At 62.6% G+C, this 21,396-nt stretch carries 17 protein-coding genes; 9 read left to right on the top strand and 8 right to left on the bottom strand.

Going from position 1 to position 21,396, the window contains the following annotated elements:
• Positions 1-13: 13 nt before the first annotated feature.
• Complete coding sequence (locus tag CDO35_RS04315) at positions 14-1,546, bottom strand: AhpA/YtjB family protein (RefSeq protein ID WP_099522727.1); 1,533 nt, start codon at positions 1,544-1,546, stop codon at positions 14-16.
• Between the two features lie 174 nt (positions 1,547-1,720).
• Between CDO35_RS04315 and serB the strand changes: the two genes are divergently transcribed.
• Positions 1,721-2,935 carry a phosphoserine phosphatase SerB gene (gene serB, locus CDO35_RS04310; RefSeq protein WP_013713838.1) on the top strand — a complete coding sequence of 405 codons (1,215 nt, stop codon included), beginning with the start codon at positions 1,721-1,723 and terminating at the stop codon, positions 2,933-2,935.
• 63 nt (positions 2,936-2,998) lie between these two features.
• Here serB and CDO35_RS04305 read toward each other — a convergent pair whose 3' ends face one another.
• The 5 genes from CDO35_RS04305 to CDO35_RS04285 all read right to left on the bottom strand — a co-directional run bounded on the left by CDO35_RS04305 (position 2,999) and on the right by CDO35_RS04285 (position 10,421).
• Positions 2,999-5,068, bottom strand: coding sequence for an EAL domain-containing response regulator (locus CDO35_RS04305; protein WP_099522726.1), 2,070 nt, complete (start codon positions 5,066-5,068; stop codon positions 2,999-3,001).
• Positions 5,069-5,130: 62 nt separating this feature from the next.
• Entirely contained in the window at positions 5,131-6,933 is a 1,803-nt protein-coding gene (locus CDO35_RS04300; protein WP_099522725.1) for a molecular chaperone, read from the bottom strand.
• Positions 6,934-7,100: 167 nt separating this feature from the next.
• Positions 7,101-7,961, bottom strand: a complete 861-nt coding sequence (asd, locus tag CDO35_RS04295) for an archaetidylserine decarboxylase (protein WP_099522724.1) — start codon at positions 7,959-7,961, stop codon at positions 7,101-7,103.
• Positions 7,962-8,031: 70 nt separating this feature from the next.
• Positions 8,032-8,847, bottom strand: a complete 816-nt coding sequence (locus tag CDO35_RS04290; RefSeq protein ID WP_099522723.1) for a rhodanese-like domain-containing protein — start codon at positions 8,845-8,847, stop codon at positions 8,032-8,034.
• A gap of 50 nt (positions 8,848-8,897) precedes the next feature.
• A complete protein-coding gene (locus tag CDO35_RS04285; protein ID WP_099522722.1) occupies positions 8,898-10,421 on the bottom strand; it encodes an HDOD domain-containing protein in 1,524 nt (507 codons plus the stop codon).
• Positions 10,422-10,541: 120 nt separating this feature from the next.
• On the opposite strand from CDO35_RS04285, the gene motA reads away from it, so the two are divergent.
• Together motA and motB are read left to right on the top strand one after the other, a co-directional pair.
• Positions 10,542-11,393 (top strand): flagellar motor stator protein MotA, encoded by an 852-nt coding sequence (gene motA / locus CDO35_RS04280; RefSeq protein ID WP_099522721.1) that lies wholly within the window; start codon positions 10,542-10,544, stop codon positions 11,391-11,393.
• Between the two features lie 3 nt (positions 11,394-11,396).
• Positions 11,397-12,401, top strand: coding sequence for a flagellar motor protein MotB (gene motB / locus CDO35_RS04275; protein WP_099522720.1), 1,005 nt, complete (start codon positions 11,397-11,399; stop codon positions 12,399-12,401).
• Here the strand turns inward: motB and rsgA are convergent.
• Positions 12,395-13,426, bottom strand: a complete 1,032-nt coding sequence (gene rsgA, locus CDO35_RS04270) for a small ribosomal subunit biogenesis GTPase RsgA (protein ID WP_099522719.1) — start codon at positions 13,424-13,426, stop codon at positions 12,395-12,397. The genes motB and rsgA overlap by 7 nt on opposite strands.
• Before the next feature lie 87 nt (positions 13,427-13,513).
• On the opposite strand from rsgA, the gene CDO35_RS04265 reads away from it, so the two are divergent.
• Both CDO35_RS04265 and orn read left to right on the top strand, forming a co-directional pair.
• A complete protein-coding gene (locus CDO35_RS04265) occupies positions 13,514-14,308 on the top strand; it encodes a class I SAM-dependent methyltransferase (RefSeq protein WP_099522718.1) in 795 nt (264 codons plus the stop codon).
• Between the two features lie 29 nt (positions 14,309-14,337).
• On the top strand, positions 14,338-14,880 hold the full coding sequence (orn, locus tag CDO35_RS04260; protein ID WP_099522717.1) for an oligoribonuclease: 543 nt from the start codon (positions 14,338-14,340) through the stop codon (positions 14,878-14,880).
• A 100-nt stretch (positions 14,881-14,980) separates the two neighbouring features.
• Here the strand turns inward: orn and queG are convergent, their stop codons facing one another.
• Entirely contained in the window at positions 14,981-16,045 is a 1,065-nt protein-coding gene (queG, locus tag CDO35_RS04255) for a tRNA epoxyqueuosine(34) reductase QueG (RefSeq protein ID WP_099522716.1), read from the bottom strand.
• A gap of 60 nt (positions 16,046-16,105) precedes the next feature.
• On the opposite strand from queG, the gene CDO35_RS04250 reads away from it, so the two are divergent.
• The 4 genes from CDO35_RS04250 to mutL are packed head-to-tail and all read left to right on the top strand — an operon-like array spanning position 16,106 to position 21,375.
• Positions 16,106-17,602, top strand: coding sequence for an NAD(P)H-hydrate dehydratase (locus CDO35_RS04250; RefSeq protein WP_208019933.1), 1,497 nt, complete (start codon positions 16,106-16,108; stop codon positions 17,600-17,602).
• Positions 17,590-18,057, top strand: a complete 468-nt coding sequence (gene tsaE, locus CDO35_RS04245; RefSeq protein WP_099522714.1) for a tRNA (adenosine(37)-N6)-threonylcarbamoyltransferase complex ATPase subunit type 1 TsaE — start codon at positions 17,590-17,592, stop codon at positions 18,055-18,057. The genes CDO35_RS04250 and tsaE overlap by 13 nt, the downstream gene beginning before the upstream one ends.
• Positions 18,058-18,079: 22 nt before the next feature.
• Positions 18,080-19,495, top strand: a complete 1,416-nt coding sequence (locus tag CDO35_RS04240) for an N-acetylmuramoyl-L-alanine amidase (protein ID WP_099522974.1) — start codon at positions 18,080-18,082, stop codon at positions 19,493-19,495.
• A complete protein-coding gene (gene mutL, locus CDO35_RS04235) occupies positions 19,495-21,375 on the top strand; it encodes a DNA mismatch repair endonuclease MutL (RefSeq protein WP_166432378.1) in 1,881 nt (626 codons plus the stop codon). Before CDO35_RS04240 ends, mutL begins: the two co-directional genes overlap by 1 nt.
• The last annotated feature ends 21 nt before the right edge of the window (positions 21,376-21,396 follow it).

Below are 21,396 nucleotides of genomic sequence, written 5' to 3'. Positions count from 1 at the left end.
GTGACGCCGAGCGTCAGTGCGCCCGGCTGTCGCGCATGCGCGTCAACTGCCGCTCCAGCAGTGCCGGATAAGGATCGAGCAGGCGCTCCACGCAGCTGGCCCCTTCCGGGCTGGCAATCGGGCGGATGCGGGCGCGCTGGCGGGCCAGGGCATCCTGCGCGACGCGTTGCTCGACCAGCAGCAGGTTGCGGCTGTGTTGCGACAAGGCCAGGGCGTCCAGGGCGCTGTCGCTGAGCAGCAGGTCAGCCTGGCCCAGCTCTTCCAGATCACGGCCCAGGGTCAGCCCCAGCTGTAGTTGCAAGGTGATGCCGCTGTCGGCGACCTCGATCTGCAGGGCATGGCCCAGGGCGCGCATCAGCTCGCCACAGCAGATCGCGTGGGTCAGGTAGTCTTCACCGCATTCGCGCTCATGGAACAGCATCAGGCTGCTGCCGTCCTTGAGGGTATGCAGTTGCCCCTGATAGAGCGCGGCGGCTTGTTCCAGGCAACCCCGATAGCGATCCAGCAGGTCCAGTAGTCGCGTGCGTGGTAGGCGACGAAGCTGCTCCTGAGCACCGAGTTGAATGGCCAGCACGGCGCTGGCTTGTGAGGGGCGCGGAGCCTTGGCGACCTGCGCAGGCGCTTCGGAGTCGTCACGCAGGTCGGCAAAGGGATCATCCGGCTCTATGGCGTCGGGCCAGGGTTTGAGCTGCTCGTCATCGCCATTCTCATCGCGGATGTGCGTTTCATCGAAGGCATGCTCGGACTCTATCTCCTCCTGCTCGTCGAAGTGCTCGTCGTCTTCTTCGGGGAGATAGTCCTCGCTGTCATCGAGCAGCTGTTCGTCATCCAGTTCCTGTTCGGGCTCCGGTTTTTCCGGTACCAGGCGCGCCTGCAGTTGACGCGCCAGATCACCGATCTCGTCGTTGCGCCCCGCCCCCGGTGCAGGGTCGTCCGGGTCACGCAGCCACAGGCGCATTTGCAGCAAGGGCGTGGAAATGTAACGGCCTAGGCGCATGCTCAGGGACAGGGTCAGGGCCAGCAGGATCAGGCTGAGAATGCCCATGCTCTGCAGGCTGATGGTCATCGGCTGCTGGAACTGGCTCATGTCCAGGCTGATGCGCAACTGTCCGGCCATCACCTCCTGGAACGTGATGGGGGTGGTGTACAGACCCTCGGTTTCGCCCAGAACGCTGCGCGTCGGGCGCGAGCCAGCTTCGGCGAGGATGCGGTTATCCACGCTGTAGATGGCCGCATGGGCAACCAGCGGGTTCTTCGCCAGGTTGTTCAATAGTACGTTGAGGCTGAGGATGTCGTTGGACACCAGCAGCTCGGTGGACGACGCCGCCGTCTGGGTGATCAGCGCCTGACCCAGTGCATCGGCCTGCTGCTGCATGGCCTGCTTGAATTGCATGCCCATGACCCAGGCATAGATGACCATCGCCAGGGCTACCAGCAGCACGCTGTGGCTGGCAATACGCAGCACCAGAGGCACCCGCCGCTGACGCAGCGCGTGGAAGATCAGGATGAAGAAGTTATCGGGTTTGACGGGCGCAGGCCGGTTCACAGAGCACGGCTCTTGTCGACTGAAGTTGCCGCGCAGTATAGCGAGCGGTCTGGGGCGGGCAAAGCGCATGGCTGCCCGGATCGACGGGAAACTGGGTAGAATGTGCGCCTTTTCGTCGGTCGGTGGCCAATTCGCCGCTTGCCTGCCTCAATCGTTTGCCTTGGAGGGTGCGTCTTGCGCGAAATCGTCCTGATCAATATCACCGGCGAAGATCGTCCCGGACTCACCGCTGCCATCACCGGGGTGCTGGCTCAAGGCGGGGTGAACATCCTCGATATCGGTCAGGCGGTGATCCACGACACCCTGTCGTTCGGCATCCTTATCGAAATTCCTGACAACGGCCGCTCCCAGTCGGTGCTCAAGGACTTGCTGTTCACCGCCTACGAGCTCGACCAGCAGGTGCGTTTCACCCCGGTTTCCGAAGACGACTACCGTCAGTGGGTTGGTGGCCAGGGCAAGGCGCGCCATATCGTGACCCTGTTGACGCGCAAGGTCAGCGCCGAGCAGTTGCAGCGCGTCAGTGCGATCACTGCCAAGTACGGCCTGAACATCGATCATATCGACCGTCTTTCCGGGCGCATGCCGCTGGACATGCCGGCCGAGCAGGGCAAGGGCTGCATCGAGTTTTCCGTGCGTGGCGAGCCGGCTGATCCGGTCGCCCTGCGCGCCGAATTCCTCAGCGTGGCGCAGGAACTCAACGTCGACATCGCCTTCCAGCGCGACTCGGTGTTCCGGCGCAATCGCCGTCTGGCCGTGTTCGACATGGATTCGACGCTGATCGAGGCCGAGGTCATCGACGAGTTGGCCAAGGCTGCCGGCGTAGGTGAGCAGGTGGCCGAAATCACCGAGCGCGCCATGCGCGGCGAGCTGGATTTCCGCGCCAGCTTCAAGGAGCGCCTGGGCTTGCTGCAGGGGCTGTCGGAGGACGTGCTGGAAGAGATCGGCGCGTCCCTGCGCCTGACCGAGGGCGCCGAGGTGTTGTTCGCCGAACTCAAACGCCTGGGCTACAAGACTGCGATTCTCTCCGGCGGCTTCACTTACTTCGCCAAGCAACTGCAGGCCAAGCTGGGCATCGACTACGTGTTCGCCAACGAACTGCAGATCGAGAACGGCAAGGTCACCGGCGTGGCTGTCGAGCCCATCGTCGATGCGCAGCGCAAGGCCGATCTGCTACGCGAGCTGGCGCAGAAGGAGGGTTTGCAACTGGAGCAGACCATCGCTGTCGGCGATGGCGCCAATGACCTGCCGATGCTCGGCCTGGCCGGTCTTGGCGTGGCATTCCGTGCCAAACCGCTGGTCAAACAATCGGCCAAGCAGGCGATCTCCACCCTTGGGCTGGACGGCATTCTTTATTTGCTGGGCTTCCGTGATCGTGAGGGGCAGGAATAAGCGCCGCGTTCTTTCGGAAACGAAAAAGCCGCCTGAATAGGCGGCTTTTTATTGGGCGAGGGTTTATTCGTCGCCAGCCGAGAAGTCGTAGTCCATCGACTGACTCGGGCCTTGCAGGTAGTAGCCCTGAATGAAGTTGACCCCGGCCTGCCACAGCGTGGCCAGCACGCTGGCGCTCTCGACGAAGGGCACGATAGTCAGTTTTGCCTGGGCATGCAGGCTGCTGAGCAGCGTCTTCAGCGCTTCCTGGTTGTCGGCGTTGGTCAGGTCCTGAGAGAACGAACCGTCGACTTTGACGAAGTCCACTTGCAGGTGCTTGAGCGTGTTGAACGGGTTCAGCGCACAGCCGAACTGGCTCAGGGCTGCCTTGCAGTGCAGCTCCGCCAGGCCTTGGGTCAGCGCCTTGGCCTGTTTCAGGTAGGCGATGGCGTCCGGTTCGCTGAACTGGAATACCAGCGAGTCTGACGGCAAGCGCGCCGCTTTGAGTGCCACGCTGAGCCAGGGTAGCAGGGTCTGGTCCTGCAGGCTGGCGCTGGACAGGTGCACGAACAGGCGGGTGTTGTGGCCTCTGGAGCGGTGGTCCGCCAGTAGCTTGATCGAGTTGAGAATTACCCAGCGGTCGATCTTCTCACCGAGGCCGGCATCTCTGGCGGCGGCGAGGAATTCCAGCGGCGGCACCTCTGTACCCTGAGGGTTGAGCAGGCGCAGCAGCACTTCGTAGTGTTCGTGGGCATCGCCACGCAGGCTGATGATCGGCTGGAACAGCAGGCGGAAACTGTTGTTCTCCAGCGCCTGCTGCACCATCGCCAGCAGGTTGCCGCGGTTGGCCGCTGCAGCGAGTTCATCGGCCGGGTTGAACAGTTTGATGGCATTGCCGTCGCTGAGCTCGTCGGCGCAGCGGTGCGCGCGGTCGATGACTTCCTGCGCCTTGGCGGTTTTCTCGCTGAGGCCGGCAACGCCGACCGACAGCGTGGTCTGGGCGGTGCGGCCGCTGACGTCGAACAGGTGGCCTTCGACCTTCTTCAGCAGCGTCGCCAGGCTGGCTTCGCATTGTTCGGGCGCCTGGCCCGGAAGCAGGGCGGCGAATACGTCGTCACCGAAGCGGGCCAACTGGGTTTCTGCTGGGAAATGCGCACGCAGCAGACCAGCCAGATCGGTCAGCAGCAGGTCGATGCCGGCCAGACCGATCTCGCCCTGCATGCTGGCGTAGCGGTCGACACGGATGTACGCCAGGGTCGAGGGCTGGCCGCTGTTGATGGCGCGCTCGGCGGCGTTGTCCATCAGCTCGAGGAAGTGGTTGCGGTTGAACAGGCCGGTGACCAGGTCCTGGCTGCTGATCTCACGCAGTTTCTCTTCCAGTTCGGCATTGGAGGTTTCCGCACGGATTACCACCTGAATGCACGGCTCGCCATCATAGGTGGCGGGAGAAAAGGTCATTTGCGCGGCGAAGCTGCTGCCATCGGCGCGCACGCCCTGGCAATTGAGCTCGGCGTGGCCTTCAGCGCTCTGGTAGTTCTTCAGGAAGTCCTTGAAGGCCCCGTGATCGGCACTGGCGATCAGGTCGATCATCGGCATGCCTTCGAGCTCATCACCGTCCTCGTAGCTGAACAGCTCGAGGTAGGCACGGTTGGCATAGATGTGCATGCCGTCGTGGACGTAGGTGATGGCGTCGACCGAGCTTTCCAGTAGCAGCTGGCAGCGTTTCTCGGCTTCGCGTAATGCCACTTCGGCGGCACGACGGGCGCGGCGCTCTTCGAGATTGGCCAGCTCGCGCTTGGCGACCAGCACCAGGCGTTCATCCTCGCCTTGCGGCAGGGCGTCTTGTGCGCCGAACAGCAGGGCTTCGGTAATGATCTCGGAGTCATTATCCTCGACCAACTGGATGACGGGGATGTCCTTGGCCTGACGGCGGATGGCACTGATCGCCTCACCGGGGTCGAGATGCTCGCTGCTTGCTGCGCAGATCAGCAGGTCCCAGGTCTGTTGCAGCGTCTCTGCGAGGTCATCGCTGGAGGTCAGGCGATGCACGCGAGTGGCATGCCCGGCATTGCGGAACAGACTGACTAGGCGCTCTGCTTCGTTCTGCGAGTCTTCGAGAATCAGCAGGCGGATGGTTTTTTTTTCGATGGCCATAGAGGGGTCATTACCGCGCCGAACGGACGCGAAAAGGCGACAAATGGTGGATTCGCCGGAGCCTACAGCGACTTCCAGAGCGAGTCAAAATCTTCCTCCCCAGCAGGCTTCTGGCTTTGCGAGGCTGTGACAGGTGTCCCGGGCGCACCTTCTTCTTCGCCTACGCGGCGATATTCGAACTGGCTGAAACTGCCGGTGCTGACCTGTCTGCGGGTGAGCAGCGCGCGGTGTTCTTCACCGTGGTCGTTGATCAGTACCTTGCTGCCCTCCTGGAACGGCAAACGCGGTGTGATCAGGCTGGCGGGACGAGAAATGGCACTGATTTCCGGTAGCAGAAGGGCGCGCAGGTATTGGCTGTTCTGCTCGGCTTTGCGCAGCAGTTGCAGGCCGCAGGGGCGGGCATGCGGCGCGATCAGCTCGATACCCATTTGCGTGCCGCCGCCACGGACCTGGCGAATCCAGCGCACGATGGCCACGCTCCAGCCCTGGCTGGGATTGTCTTGTACGCCTAACAGTTCGCCGGCCTGCAGTTGGCTGGGAACGTCCTTTGGCCAGGAAAGGCAATAGCCACCGGGGCTGTGATTGACGATGGGCAGAGGAAAGGTCGGGTAGCTTTCGCCATTGCTCTCGGGTTGAGCCTGCTCGCCGGGGGTTACCTTGGTGTACTGAATCTCTTCGAAGTGGATTTCGTCAGCCGCATTGCGTTGGGCATCGAAGGCGTTCGACCAGACATCAGGCTCGCCCGTGGAAGGCTTGAATACCGCAGCACCGAGATCGGCAGGGCGCTTGAGTACTTCGGCGAACGAGCAGCGTCCGGCGAGGAAGAAGTGCAGCGCGGTCATGCCGATGCACAGGGTCAGGCTGCCGTGGCCCGCCGTGCGCTGGAAGGTGCGTTCGGCGATGTCGCCCCAGGCCGCCGCGACGTGTTGCAGCAGGTCGAGGCTGATGCCCTCCGGAATCATCAGGCGCGATTTGCTGCGCTCTTCTTCCGGCAGATCGAGGTATTCCTTGATGGCGTCGACCAGTGGCTGTGTATCGATGCCCAGCAGGTTGTGCAGTTCGCTGCTCTGGTACAGCGACTTGTAGCGTGGTGGGCCGTCGATCTGCGGCGCCAGCACGAACAGGCTGTCCGGATGATCGCCCGGCTGCAGCTTGACCAGCGTGCTCCAGGGTTCCAGCGCTTCTGCCAGGCGTGCAATGCCGTTCTGGCGCATCTGGTTGGTACGCGCGCAGCCCAGCAGCAGTGCGGTCACGTAGGTCTGCTCGGTGCTCTGGCCCTGAGTATGGCGTGCCAACGGGTCACGAATGACCTGACGCTGCAGGCGCTGCTCGCAGGCGATCTGATAGAGCTGGTGCAGCTCCAGCCAGAGCCCTTCGGGCACCGGGCAGTAAAGCTGACTGGCACGAATCAGCGGGCTGCACAGGCTGTGGCTGGCACGCTGCAGGGAGACGGCGAGCAGTTGGTCGCGATCCTTGCCGCTGCGGGTGATCACGCGGGAAATGATCAGCTTGTAGCCAACGGCCAGGTGGTTTTGCAGCGCCTGGCACAGGTTGGCCACCTTGCGCGGGCGTTCGTCGAGCACGATGGCCTGGTTGAGAAAGTGGCGTTCCAGGTGTTGGCAGACGAAGCTGACTTCCGGGCGTAGCAACTCCAGCAACTGCAGGCGGTTTTCCGAGGGAGTGAGGAATTGATTGAGTTCCACCAGGCTCTGATACAGCTGGCGTGCAGTTTCACCGATGTTCGCCTTGGGCAGGCCAGCGATCCAGCGTTTGAGATCGCGGGGGCTGCCGTCGCAGAAGCTGAGGCTCTGCTTGCTCGGCGTGGGAACGCGCAATAGCTGAAGGTGGGTACTCTGTTTATCCATCAAACTCGGAGGCTCCGGCCACGCACTAGCAAGCGGCTCTAGTAATAGTCTTTCGAACTCTAGCAGTATCTGCCTGGGCTGGCAGCCCGTCTGTGTGGACGGTCTACCTCGCCAGAGTACGGATCTATGACCGAACGGTCGAGATGCGGGTGCTTTTTCTCAGCGACTCAGTCCTGGGTTGTGCCCATCAGTTGGCCCATGCGCACTGCGCTGCCAGCACCTAGTTCTTCGGCCCATTGCACCTGATTAGGGCCGAACAGAACGATGGCAGTGGAACCCAGTTTGAAGCGACCCATCTCGGCGCCCTTGACCAATTCGATCGGTCCACGCGCTTCGGCGTCATAGCGTGTGCTCTTGAGCTCGCGCTTGGGTGGGGTGACCAGGCCAGCCCATACCGTCTCGACGCTGGCGACGATCATCGCGCCTACCAGCACCACTGCCATCGGACCGCGCTCGGTATCGAACAGGCAGACGACGCGCTCGTTACGGGCAAACAGCTCCGGCACATTTTCCGCAGTGGTCTGGTTGACCGAGAACAGGCGGCCCGGCACGTAAACCATTTCTTTCAACGTGCCGCCCAGCGGCATATGGACGCGGTGGTAGTCCTTCGGCGAGAGGTAGACGGTGGCGAACTGGCCGCCCATGAAGGGCGCTGCGCGTTCGGCGTCGCCGCCAAGCAGTTCGACAGCGCTGAAGCTGTGGCCCTTGGCCTGGAAGATGCGGCCGTGCTCGATGGCGCCGAGTTGGCTGATCACGCCGTCGGCCGGGCTGAGAATCGCGCCGGGAGTTTCATCCAGCGGGCGCGCGCCGTCTTTTAGGGCGCGGGTGAAGAACGCGTTGAAGTGTTCGTAAGTGCGCAGGTCTTCGATTTGCGCTTCGCTCATGTTGACCTGGTACTGCTTGGCGAACCACGAGATCAGCGGATTCTTCAGCCAGCCGATACGGCATTCGGCAACGCAGCCGATCAGGCGCGACAGCAGGTGATGAGGCAGCAGGTACTGGCTGAGGATAAAAAGACGTTGTTTCATCGTGTTTCCTTAGAAGGTTCTGAACCGGCACTGGCGTGGCCAGGCCGGGGATATCTGATCGTCAGCGCGCTCAGCGTTCGATGGGGGTGTCGGGCAGATTGCCCCACTCGGACCAGGAGCCTGCGTAGGCCTTCACGCGTGGGTAGCCGAGCGCCTTGGCCACCACATAGCTGAAGCCGGAGCGGCGGTGCGTCTGGCAGTGAGTGATCACTTCCTTGTCGGGCGTGATGCCCAGGTTTTGCAGGACATCGGCGATGTCCGTACGGATGCGCATGCCACGTTGCGGGTCCATGCCAGCGGTCCACTCGAAATGGGTGGCGCCAGGGATATGCCCACCACGCGCTGAACTCAGTTTTTCGCCGCGGTATTCGTCTGCGCCACGCACGTCCCAGATGGCCAGGTCGGCAGCATCCAAGCGCGACTGCAGATAATCGCGAGTGGCGGTGGGGGCATCGCTCAGCGTCAGTGATACCTCGGTGCGGGTCACGGCTGGCTCTTCCTGGCTCAGCTCTAGGCCATCGCCAACCCAGGCCTGCAAACCGCCGTTGAGGAAGTGGTAGCGCGCATGGCCGATCACGTCGAGCAGCCAGATGAAACGACCGGCCCAGGGGCCGCCCTCATCGTCGTAGACCACATAAGTGGCATCGGCGTGGTGGCCAATATCGGCGAACAGCGCTTCGAGTTGGGCTTGCTCGGGTAGCAGGCCGGGAGCGGGCGGTACACCTAGTTGCGTGCGCTTGGCATCGACCCAGCGTGCGCCGGGGATATGGCCGGCTGCATAGCGCGCAGCACTGCTCAGGTCGAGCAGGATCAGATCGGGGGCGTCCAGGCGCTCAGCCAGTTCAGCCGGCTCGATCACCAGTGGCAAGTTGTCGAAGGCGGACATGACGGCCTCCTTGAATGAAAAGAGGTCGATTGTAGCGGAAACAGAGCGCTTCAGCGCCCGCGCCTGGAAAAGCTGCCCAGTGCGCGTTCGATGCACTGCACGGTCTTGCCGAATGCCTGTAGGCAGACGTCGTTGAGTGGTTGGCCGCCCTGGTCCGCTATAACCAGCATCACCACGCGGCCATTGTTGGCCACAGAGCGCAGCAGCAGGTGTTCGCTGGGGAACAGTGCCTTGAGGTTGCCGGGCAGTAGGGCGGAAAACTGCGCGATGTTGCTCGGTGTCAGGCGCAATTGTCCTGGCGCACTGAGCAGGCGCTTCAACACCTGGCTCTGTGCTGGATCGAGGCTGAGGGTCGCTGCGCTGGCATCGAGGCCGGCATGTTGCTGGCTCTGCAGGCGAGTGTGATTACGATCGGCAAGTAGCAGCAGCACGCGTTTCAGGCCGCAGGCCTGCAAGGCGTCACGGGCGCAGGCCGTCAGCTGCGGCACATTGGCAAAGGTGCTGGGGTCGGAGAGCAGGCGTGCGCAGTGCTGGCGCCAGGCGGCGAGGTCGTCGCGTTTGGGGGGGGCAGCTACGCTCACGGCTGGTTTGAGGCGATGAGCGTCCCAGGGCCAGATCAGTGCCTGCGCCGGGTGCCACAGTGCGGGGTCGTGGATCAAGCGCGCGCTGCTCACTGCGTGCTGGTGCACTTCCTGCTGCAGTTCGTTCAGGGGTATCTGCAGGTACAGCCCGGTCAGTCTTTGCCAGCGCAGGCAGTGCGCGGTATCCCAGGCCTGATGCGCTGATACCGCCAGACCGTTGGCCAGCAGCACGCAATTGCTCGGGTGAGTGAGCCAGTGGCGCAGGGGGATGTCGGCGTCGAGCATCTGCTGTTGATGCAGGGGATGCTCGTTATCACGGGCGATGTGCAGCGCCTTGACCAATTGACGCCGATCTCGCTCCAGCAAGCGGTAGCCGCGAACGATCCACTCGGGCAGGCGCCAGCGCTCGGCCAGTTTGACGCACAGCTGGATCAAGGTGACCCCGAGCAACTCCTTCTCGACGACGGCAGGGCGCTCGCCTTTGAGCAGTACGCGCTGTTCCCAGGCCTCGAAGAGTTGAGGATGGGCGCACAGCAGCGGCCAGATAGGGGAGAGAAACAGCAGGCTGCAGCCGTGCAGTTCATTCCACAGGCGTGCCAGGCGTGCGCCGAACAGGCCGCGCGCCTGTTGGCTGGCATGCTGACTAATCAGCAGGATCTGCTTGAATGGCAGAGGGATGTCGCTTTCTGGCAGGGCAGGTGCCTGGTTGAGAAGGGCTTCGCAGCGGCTCAGTCCCAGACGTGAAAGTGCCGTTTCGACACTCTCGGCGGGATCGCTGAGGCTGTTGCCCGACTGGTTGGCTTCACGCAGTACTTGCAGGGCAAAGGATGGGCTGGCTTCTATTGCCTCGGCAATTTCGCGCCAGGTGCGGCGGCTGTCGGCGAGGATGCGACGCAGGCGCAAATGCTGCTGCTGCTCGATTGGCAGTGGCAATTTGCCCAGTTGTTGTAACCAGGCATCCAGCGTGCGTGGCAGGGACTTTGACGTCGACATATTGGCTCGAGTCGAAACTGGCTTTTGACCATAACTGGCTATAGTCTGGCGTATAAGTTCCGATAATTAGAAGGGTTGTTTTTAATAACCCATCCACTAGGCTCTTCAAGCGTTTATTTCATGGTAAGAATCATAGGCATCATTGTTGTCTTTGGCTGTGTGCTCGGTGGGTTCATACTCTCGGGCGGCAAGTTTATGGCCTTGGTCCATCCCTTCGAGGTTCTGATTATTGGCGGCGCGGCGCTGGGGGCATTCCTGCAGGCCAACCCCGGCAGCATGTTCATGACGGTGTTCAAGAAGTCGTTGAGCATGTTTGGCAGTCGCTTCACTCACGCCTATTACCTCGAAGTGCTCAAGCTGCTGTACGAGATACTCAACAAGAGTCGCCGCGAGGGCATGATGGCCATCGAGGCCGACGTCGAAGACCCCAACGCCAGTCCGATTTTCAGCAAGTATCCCGGTGTGCTCAAGGATGCGCGGATGACGGCATTCATCTGCGATTACCTGCGCATCATGTCTTCCGGCAACATGGCTCCGCACGAACTGGAAGGCCTGTTCGATATGGAGCTGGCCAGCCTCAAAGAGGAAGTGGAGCACCCGGCGCACGCCGTGGCCAAGGTTGCCGACGGCATGCCAGCCATGGGTATCGTTGCGGCGGTGCTGGGCATCGTGATCACCATGTCGATCCTGGCCGAGGCGGACAACGCGCAGATCGGTGAGAAGGTGGGCACGGCGCTGGTCGGTACCTTCCTCGGCATTCTCGCTTCGTACGGTTTCTTCGGCCCGTTGTCGAACGCGCTGGAGCATGACGCCAAGGAAGAGCTGAACCTTTATGAAGCGATCAAGGCGACCCTGGTCGCTTCCGCCTCGGGCATGCCGCCGACCCTGGCCGTAGAGTTCGGGCGCAAGGTGTTGTACCCGGCGCATCGCCCGAGCTTCAGCGAGCTCGAACAGGCCATGCGCGGCAGCTAAGCCATGGAAAATAACCAACCCATCATCGTCAAGCGGGTCAAGAAGACCGCTGGCGGACACCATGGCGGTGCCTGGAAGATCGCGTTTGCCGACTTCGCAACCGCCATGATGGCGTTCTTCCTGGTCATGTGGCTGATGACATCGGCCACTCCGGAACAGAAGAAAGCCATTTCCGGCTATTTCCAGGACCCGATCGGTTTCACCGAGAGTGCCAGTCCATACGCCATCGATCTGGGTGGTACGCCCACGCCAGCGCCCGAGCGCACCCTCAATCCGGACATCTCCGAGACGCCGGAGAGTCAGCCGGATGAGGCCGGAGTCAGCACCGATCAGATCGAAAACCTGGCCGAAAAGATGGAGCAGGAACGTCTGGAGCTGCTATTGCAGGAGCTGCAGAACAAGGTCGAGGAGAATCCCGAGCTGCAGCGCTTCAAGGATCAGATACTGTTCGAAATCACTCAGGATGGTCTGCGCATCCAGATCATGGACGCCGAGAACCGACCGATGTTCGCCCTCGGCAGTGCCAACCTTCAGCCCTATTTCGAAGACATCCTGCTGGCCATGGCCGACACCATTCGCGCGGTGCCGAACAAGATCAGCGTCAGCGGGCATACCGATGCCAAGCCGTTCATCGGCCGTGGTGATTTCGGTAACTGGGAGTTGTCATCCAACCGTGCCAATGCCGCGAGGCGCACGCTGGTGGCCGGCGGGTACCCGGACGAGCAGGTAGCGCGTGTCGTCGGGTACGCTTCGTCGGCGTTGTTCGATCGTGAGGATCCGTTCAATCCGGTCAATCGGCGCATCGATATCGTCGTGCTGACCAAGAAGGCGCAGCGCGCTATCGAGGGCGAGCAGGGCGCGGGTGCAGAGTCGTCAGCACAAGAGCCGGCCCCCGCCGGCAGCCCGCCAGTGCCGCCCGCCGACGCGCTACCGGCCGATCAACTGCGTGAGCGGCTGAATATCTTCGAGACTGGCAACAGTCCGCTTGACCAGTTGAACAATCAGTAATCGTCTTCCGGCAGGCTGGCGATGATGTGCCGATAGCTGGCCATGCGCTGTGGCTGTACGCGGCCGTCTTCCAGCGCCTGCAGCAGGGCGCAACCGGGTTCGCGATCATGCTTGCAGTCACGAAAGCGGCAGCGTCCGAGCAGGTCGTGGAATTCGATGAAGCCCGCCTCCACGTCGTCCCGGCTGACATGGCCAAGGCCGAACTCGCGAATGCCGGGGGAGTCGATCAATTGGCCGCCACCGGGAAAGTGGAAAAGTCGAGCGGTAGTGGTGGTGTGCGTGCCCTTGCCGGTCAGCTCCGACAGCGCACCGACACGTGTATCGACGCCGGGCAACAGGCTGTTGACCAGCGATGACTTGCCCACGCCAGATTGGCCCACGAATACGCTGACGCTGCCGTTCAAGCGCTGTTTCAGCTGCTCCATGCCGTCGCCTTGATGGGCTGAAACCTCCAGCAACGGATACTCGAGCTCACGATAGACCTTGAGCAGAGCGTCCAGCGCGACCTGGTTCTGCTCGTCGATCAGGTCGGCCTTGTTCAGCAGCAGCAACGGGCGAATACCCGCGTGCTCGGCGGCCACCAGATAACGGTCGATCAGATTGGCGTGCGGCTCGGGCAGTGGTGCGAAAACGATGACGATCTGGTCGACGTTGGCCGCCACCGGCTTGAGTTGGCCGCGCATGTCGGGGCGGCACAGCTCACTGTTTCGCGGCAATTGCGCGACGATGACGCCATCACCCTGATTGCCCGGACGCCAGACCACCTGGTCGCCAGTGACCAGCGCCGGCAGGTTGGCGCGCAGGTGGCAGCGAAACACCTGGCCGGCCATTTCACCCTGCAAACCCTCGATTTCCACCTGCACGCCGAAGTGGGCTATTACCAGGCCGGTCTGTTCCGGGCCGAGGTCACCGCCTTCCAGTGCTTCCACTGCCTTCGATTCACGCTTGGCGGCGCGGGCCGCGCGCTCACCTTGAATCTTTTCGATCCGCCAGTTCTGGCGGCGGTTGAGTTGGCGTTTGGCCATGGAGCTTCCGGGTAGTGGAGTGTTGATCGCGGCGAGTTTAGCATGAGCGCTCGGCGGCCATTCGGCTGTCAGGAACAGAGGTCGGGAATGACGATAGGCGAGGAAAGAACGGTGCTGCGGCTACCGTTGTTGCGTGCTCTTTTAGCGCAGGGCCTGTCCCTGGCGCTGGTGGTGGTGCTGGTCTATCTGCTGGCGTTGCTGCCTTGGCGCATGTCGTTGTTTTCAGTGGCGCTGCTACAAGGTGTCGTGGCCGCCGGGATAGGCTGGCGCTTGGGGCTGTCACGCTGGTGGTTGTGGATCAATCTGGCGTTTCTACCCGCACTGCTGGTGATGCAGCGCGCTGAATTACCGGCCTGGCTTTTCCTGCTGGGATTCGTGCTGTTGCTGCTGGTCAACTGGAACAGTTTGCGTGAACAGGTGCCGCTTTACCTGAGTGGGCGCAAGGCGCAGCAACGTCTGCAGCAGTTCATGAGTGAGCGTGAGCCGCCGCTGCGCTTCGTCGACCTGGGGTGTGGTACGGCAGGTACGGTACTGCAGCTGGCCAGGCAGTTTCCGCGCGGACAGTTCGTGGGGGTCGAGACGGCGCCCCTGCTCTTCGCTTTCGCCTGGCTGCGCTGTTTGCTGCAGGAGAACTGCAGCATTCGTTATCGGAGTCTGTGGCAGGTCGAGCTTGGCGAGTTCGATGTCGTCTACTGCTTCCTCTCGCCTGTGCCGATGCCGCGCCTGTGGGCCAAGACGCAAGCCGAGATGCGTACTGGCAGCTGGCTGATCAGCAATACCTTCGAGATTTCGGGTGTGCCAGCTGATCGCGAGCTTGACGTCAGCGAAGGGCGGCAAACCTCTCTGTTTCTCTGGCAGATGAAGGGTGCCGAGATCCGCTAGACTTGGCGCCTGAGCCAAGGAGCCTAACCATGCAAAACCCCAACAACCTGATCTGGATCGACCTGGAAATGACCGGGCTGGAGCCAGAGCGTGATGTGATCATCGAGATGGCCACTATCGTCACCGATAGCGAGCTGAACGTACTGGCTGAGGGACCGGTGATCGCCGTTCACCAGAGCGACGAGGCTCTGGCCGGCATGGACGAATGGAACACCCGCACCCATGGCCAGAGTGGCCTGACTCAGCGCGTGCGTGAGAGCAAGATCGACAGCGCCGCTGCCGAGGCGCAGACCATCGCCTTTCTCGAACAGTGGGTGCCGAAGGGTAAGTCGCCAATCTGCGGCAACAGCATTGGCCAGGATCGCCGCTTTCTCTACAAGTACATGCCGGCGCTGGAAGCCTACTTCCACTACCGCTACCTGGACGTATCGACGCTGAAGATCCTGGCCGGCATGTGGGCGCCAGAGGTCAAGGACAGCTTCCAGAAAACCGCCACTCACCAGGCACTGGATGACATTCGCGAATCCATCGCCGAGCTGCGTCACTACCGCAAGCATTTCCTCAAGGTGTAAATGAGCCCGCTCGTAGGGTGCGCCGCGCGCACCGAGCGGTTGTCGCGGTGCTGGCGTTCACTCGTGTAGCCCGGATGAAATCCGGGAAAATTCATCCGGGCTACAGCGCGTTGTGCCGCTCCAGCGCCCATTCCACGTGTTCGCGCACAAGTTCCGACGGGTGTTCGCGACGGGCAGTGAGCGCCTGCAGCACTGGGATGGTCGAGGGTGCATTGCCAAGACCGACTGCCAGGTTACGTAGCCAGCGCTCGTAGCCGGCGCGGCGTAGTGGTGAACCTTCGGTACGACTGAGAAATTCTGCTTCCGTCCACAGGAACAGCTCGGCCAGGCCGCTGTTGTCCAGGCCATGGCGCGGCTGGAAGTCGCCCTGCTCGGTGGGACGAGCGAAGCGATTCCAGGGGCAGACGATCTGGCAGTCGTCGCAGCCGAACACCCTGTTGCCGATCGGCGCACGCAACTCTGTCGGGATCGAGCCCTTCAGTTCGATGGTCAGGTAGGAGATGCAGCGTCGGGCGTCCAGCATGTAGGGGCCGGCGAAGGCCGCTGTGGGGCAGATATCCATGCACGCGCTGCAGCGTCCGCAATGCTCGCTGCCATGCGGTGTGTCCACCGGCAGTGGCAGGTCGACGAACAGTTCGCCGAGAAAGAAGTAGCTGCCGGCCTTGCGATTGAGCACCAGGGTGTTCTTGCCTATCCAGCCGAGGCCGGCCTTTTCGGCGATGGCCTTTTCCAGCACTGGGGCGCTGTCGACGAAGGCGCGGTAGCCGAACGGGCCTATCTGCTGCTGGATGCGTTCGGCCAGTTGTTGCAGGCGCTTGCGGATCAGCTTGTGGTAGTCGCGGCCCAGGGCGTAGCGCGACACGTAGGCCTGCTCCGGTTCCTGCAGGCGCTGGGCCATCTGCGTATCGCCGGGCAGATAGTCCATGCGCAGGGACACCACGCGCAGGGTGCCGGGCACCAGCTCATCCGGGTGCGAGCGTTTGCTGCCGTGGGCGGCCATGTAGTCCATCTCGCCCTGGTAGCCAGCATCGAGCCAGCGTTGCAGGTGCGCCTCATGCTCGCCCAGCTCGACATCGGTGATGCCAACCTGCTGAAAGCCCAGCTCACGCCCCCAGTCCTTGATGGACAGGGCCAGAGCATTGAGGTCGAGGGTTTGATCGGACATGGGCGGGCGCAGGCGATGGACGTGGGTATAATTCTGCCAGACATCCGCTGCGAGCGAGCCATGCTTCTACCCGCCTCTTTACCGTTGAGCCTGCACAGCGCCGAACAGGTGCGTGCGCTGGATGCGCAACTGATCGCCGCCGGCACCCCCGGCTTCGAGTTGATGCAACGTGCGGCACATGCGGCCTGGCGCGCCTTGCGCAGGCGCTGGCCGGATGCAGACGAAATCACCGTACTGGCTGGGCGCGGCAATAATGCGGGTGATGGCTACCTGATTGCCGCTCTGGCTCGGCGTGCTGGGTGGCGTGTGCGAGTGCTGGCGGTGGGGGATGCTGCGGCTCTGAATGGTGATGCTGCTCAGGCTTGTGCCGAGGCCAGGCGTGCAGGCGTGGATATCCTGCCCTGGAGCGAATGCGCGCCACTGGCTGGCATCCTGGTCGATGCGTTGCTTGGCACGGGCCTGGCTGGGGCGGTGCGTGAGCCTTATGGCCAGGCGATACGCATGCTCAACCAGAGTGGCTTGCCGGTGCTGGCGGTGGATATTCCTTCTGGCTTGAATGCTGACAGCGGCGCGTGTCTCGGTGTGGCAGTGTGCGCCGATCTGACCGTGACCTTCATCGCCCTCAAGCTCGGCCTGCTGACGGGAGTTGGTCCGGAGCTATGCGGCGAGCTGAAGTTCGATAATCTGCAGGGCGACGCTCAACTTTCGGCCCAGGCGCCCAGCGTGGCGCAGCGCCTCGATTCCGCCAACCTCCCACGGTTGAGCGCGCGCTCGCCTGTGGCGCACAAGGGGCAGTTCGGTCATCTGCTGGTGGTCGGGGGTGATCTGGGCATGGGCGGCGCTGCGCTGCTCTGTGCTGATAGCGCATTGCGCGCCGGTGCCGGCCTGGTATCACTGGCGACTCGTTCCGAGCACGTTGCGGCGTCCCTGGTGCGGCGGCCTGAAATCATGTGCGCTGCAATCGCTTCCGCCAATCAGTTATTGGCACTGAGCGAGCGCGCCGATGTCTGTGTGGTAGGGCCTGGCCTGGGGCAGGGCGCCTGGTCGCGCAGTTTGCTGTCTGCTGTCTGCGGTCTCGATGTACCTCAGGTCTGGGATGCCGATGCGTTGAATCTTCTGGCCGCCGGCCAGGTCACCGCGCCTGGTCAGGGTGTGCTCACGCCGCATCCGGGCGAGGCGGCGCGCTTGCTGGGCTCCGATACCGCAAGCGTGCAGGCGGATCGGCCGGCTGCGGCGCGAGCGTTAGCGCAACGTTTCGGGCTGGTAGTGGTACTCAAGGGCGCAGGCAGCTTGATCGCTGAACCGGGCGGGCGGCTGGCGTTGTGTGATCGCGGCCATCCGGCGATGGCGGGCGCAGGGTTGGGAGATGTGCTGGCGGGATTGATTGGCGCACTGCTGGCGCAAGGCATGGCAGCGTATGATGCGGCCTGCCTGGCGGTGTGGCTGCATGCGCGGGCCGGTGAGGTGCTGGCTGCGCAGGGTCGTGGGCTGGCTGCTGGTGATCTGCCTTGCACCATTCGTCAGTTATTGGAGGAGTTGTGTCCTTGTGTGAAGTGAAACTCGAAGCAGCTGACGAAGCTGCGATGCTGACTTTGGGTGCGCGGATTGCCGAGATCAGCGGTGGCCTGGGCATCATCTATCTGCATGGTGATCTGGGCGCCGGCAAAACCACCCTTTCACGTGGCATTTTGCGCGGCCTGGGCCATGCTGGTGCGGTCAAAAGCCCGACCTTTACCCTGGTCGAACCCTACGAAATTGGCGACGTGCGCGCCTTTCATTTCGATCTTTACCGTCTGGTCGATCCTGAAGAGCTGGAGTTTCTCGGCATCCGTGATTACTTCGAGGGGGATGCCCTGTGCCTGATCGAATGGCCGCAGCGTGGCGCAGGCGTTTTGCCAAAGCCCGACCTGGACATTACCATTGACACCCAAGCGAGCGGCCGTTCGCTGTTGCTGCAGGGGCATGGGGCTCGAGGGGAGGCCTGGTGCAAGGCCCTGAGCAGCGAGCAATGAATAAGAAGCGATGGGGTTGGTTATGCGCATAGGCGCGCTGGTTACCGCTGTGGGAGTGTTGTTGGCGGCCCTGGCTGCCGAGGCCCTGGCTGCCTCCGATATACGGGGCGTGCGTCTGTGGCGTGCCCCGGACAATACTCGCCTGGTCTTCGATCTGTCTGGGCCGGTACAGCACAGTGTGTTCACCCTGGCCGCACCTGATCGCATCGTCATCGACGTCACGGGTGCCAAGCTGGCGACCAATCTCGAGCAGCTTTCGCTGGCCAACACCCCAATCACCGGTGTGCGCTCGGCTCAGCGCAGCGCTGACGACCTGCGCGTGGTCATCGATTTGTCGGCGCCGGTGTCGCCGAAGAGTTTTACTCTGGCGCCTAATCAGCAATATGGTCATCGCCTGGTGGTCGATTTGTTCGACCAGGGCAGTGCGCTACCCGCCACGCAAACGCCCAGTATTGCTACTAGTGAACCTCCTGTGCCGGTCACGCCGACCCAGCCGCCACCCAAGTTGACCCCCGTGCCCAATGGCAAGCGCGATATCGTCGTCGCCATCGATGCCGGCCATGGTGGTGAGGACCCGGGTGCACTGTCGCCGGTCAAGGGACAGTACGAAAAGAACGTGACGCTGGCTATTTCCAAAGAGTTGCAGCGGCAGATCAATGCCGAAAAGGGTTTCCGAGCCGAACTGGTCCGCACGGGGGATTACTTCATCCCGTTGCGTAAGCGCACCGAGATCGCGCGCAAGAAAGGCGCTGACCTGTTCGTCTCCATTCATGCCGACGCGGCGCCGCGCTCCTCGGCGTTCGGCGCTTCGGTCTATGCCTTGTCCGAACGGGGTGCCACGTCCGAGACCGCGCGCTGGCTGGCCGACGCCGAGAACCAGTCCGACCTGATCGGTGGCGCCGGCAACGTCAGCCTCGATGACAAGGACAAGATGCTTGCTGGTGTGTTGCTGGACCTGTCGATGACCGCGTCACTGTCCTCCAGCCTCAATGTCGGGCAGAAGGTGCTGTCGAACATGGGCGGCATCACCCCGCTGCACAAGCGCCGTGTCGAACAGGCGGGTTTCATGGTGCTGAAATCACCGGATATTCCCTCAATCCTGGTGGAAACTGGCTTCATCTCCAATCCCAACGAGGCGAGAAAGCTGCACACCGCCAGCCATCAGCAGGCGCTGGCGCGTTCGATCACGTCCGGGGTCAAGCAGTTCTTCCACGAAAACCCACCACCCGGCACCTACGTCGCCTGGTTGCGCGACGAGGGCAAGATCGCCGCTGGCCCGCGTGAGCACGTGGTAGCGCGTGGCGAGAGCCTGGCGTTGATCGCCCAGCGTTACCAGATCAGCCTGGCGTCCCTGCGTAGTGCCAACAAGCTCAATGGTGACGTGATCAAGGTCGGCCAGACATTGCAGATACCCGCCACAGCGCTGGCAGCCCAGTAGTGAGTGTCATGTCCCGTATTCATTTGCTCAGCCCGCGCCTGGCCAACCAGATTGCTGCCGGTGAGGTAGTCGAGCGTCCGGCGTCGGTCGCCAAGGAATTGCTGGAAAACAGCCTGGATTCCGGTGCGCGGCGTATCGATGTCGAAGTCGAGCAAGGCGGCGTCAAGCTGCTCAAGGTGCGTGACGACGGTGGTGGTATTGCCCCGGACGACCTGCCGCTGGCGTTGGCGCGCCATGCCACCAGCAAGATTCGTGAGCTGGAAGACCTAGAAGCCGTGCTCAGCATGGGCTTTCGTGGCGAGGCGTTGGCCTCGATCAGTTCGGTGTCGCGCCTGACCCTGACTTCGCGCACCGCCGATGCCGAGCAGGCCTGGCAGGTGGAAACCGAAGGCCGTGACATGGAGCCGCGGGTGCAGCCTGCCGCGCATCCAGTCGGCACCTCGGTGGAAGTGCGTGACCTGTTCTTCAATACCCCGGCGCGGCGCAAGTTTCTGCGTGCCGAGAAGACCGAGTTCGACCATCTGCAGGAAGTGATCAAGCGTCTGGCGTTGGCCCGCTTCGATGTTGGCTTTCACCTGCGACACAACGGCAAGACCGTGTTTGCTCTGCACGAGGCGGGCGACGAGATCAGTCGTGCGCGCCGCGTCGCTTCAGTCTGTGGGCCGGCTTTTCTCGAACAGGCGCTGCCAATAGAGATCGAGCGCAGCGGTCTACGTTTGTGGGGGTGGGTTGGGTTGCCGACCTTCTCCCGTAGTCAGGCGGATCTGCAGTATTTCTACGTCAACGGCCGCATGGTGCGCGACAAGCTGGTGGCCCATGCGGTGCGCCAGGCCTATCGCGACGTACTGTTCAATGGTCGCCACCCGACCTTCGTGCTGTTTCTGGAAATCGATCCGTCGACGGTGGACGTCAACGTTCACCCGACCAAGCATGAAGTGCGTTTCCGCGACAGTCGCATGGTTCATGACTTCCTTTACGGGACATTGCATCGTGTCCTGGCCGATGTGCGCCCGGAGGATCAGGTGGCGGCCCCGGCGGCCATATCGCCCGTGGTGCGCCCGACCGGCCTGGCCGCCGGGGAGTTCGGCCCGCAAGGCGAGATGGGCCTGGCCGCCAGCATTCTTGAAACCCCGCCGGCCACTGCGCAGCCGGCCTGGCGCGGCAGTGGTGCGGGTTACCAGCAGCCTGCTGGTAACCCCGGCGTATCCGCTGGCGAAGCCCAGGCCACGTATCGCGAGTATTTTTCGCCACTGCCGACGGCTCAGGTCCAGCCTACACCGCAGGAGCAGGGCGACATTCCTCCGCTCGGCTACGCTGTGGCACAGCTCAAAGGTGTCTACATTCTTGCCGAAAACGCTCAGGGCCTGGTGGTGGTGGATATGCACGCCGCCCACGAACGCATCACCTACGAACGCCTGAAACATGCCATGGCCAGCGAAGGTTTGCGTGGCCAGCCGTTGCTGGTACCTGAGTCCATCGCCCTCAGTCAGCGCGAAGCCGATTGCGCCGAGGAACATGGCGAATGGTTCCAGCGTCTGGGCTTCGAGCTGCAGCGTCTCGGTGACGAAACCGTGGCGATTCGCCAGATTCCGGCCCTGCTCAAGCAGGCCGAAGCCACCCAGTTGGTGCGTGATGTGCTGGCCGATCTACTGGAATACGGCACTAGCGACCGCATCCAGGCGCATCTCAACGAGCTTTTGGCGACCATGGCCTGTCATGGCGCGGTGCGTGCCAACCGGCGCCTGACCCTTCCCGAGATGAATGGCTTGCTGCGTGATATGGAGCAGACCGAGCGTAGCGGCCAGTGCAACCACGGGCGCCCGACCTGGACGCAACTCAGCATGGATCAGCTCGACAAGCTGTTCATGCGCGGTCAGTAATTGAATGAAGCCCTGAGTCAG

It is taken from the genome of Pseudomonas sediminis, assembly GCF_002741105.1.
Lineage (GTDB): Bacteria > Pseudomonadota > Gammaproteobacteria > Pseudomonadales > Pseudomonadaceae > Aquipseudomonas > Aquipseudomonas sediminis.
This window is presented reverse-complemented; position numbering and strand designations above follow the sequence as displayed.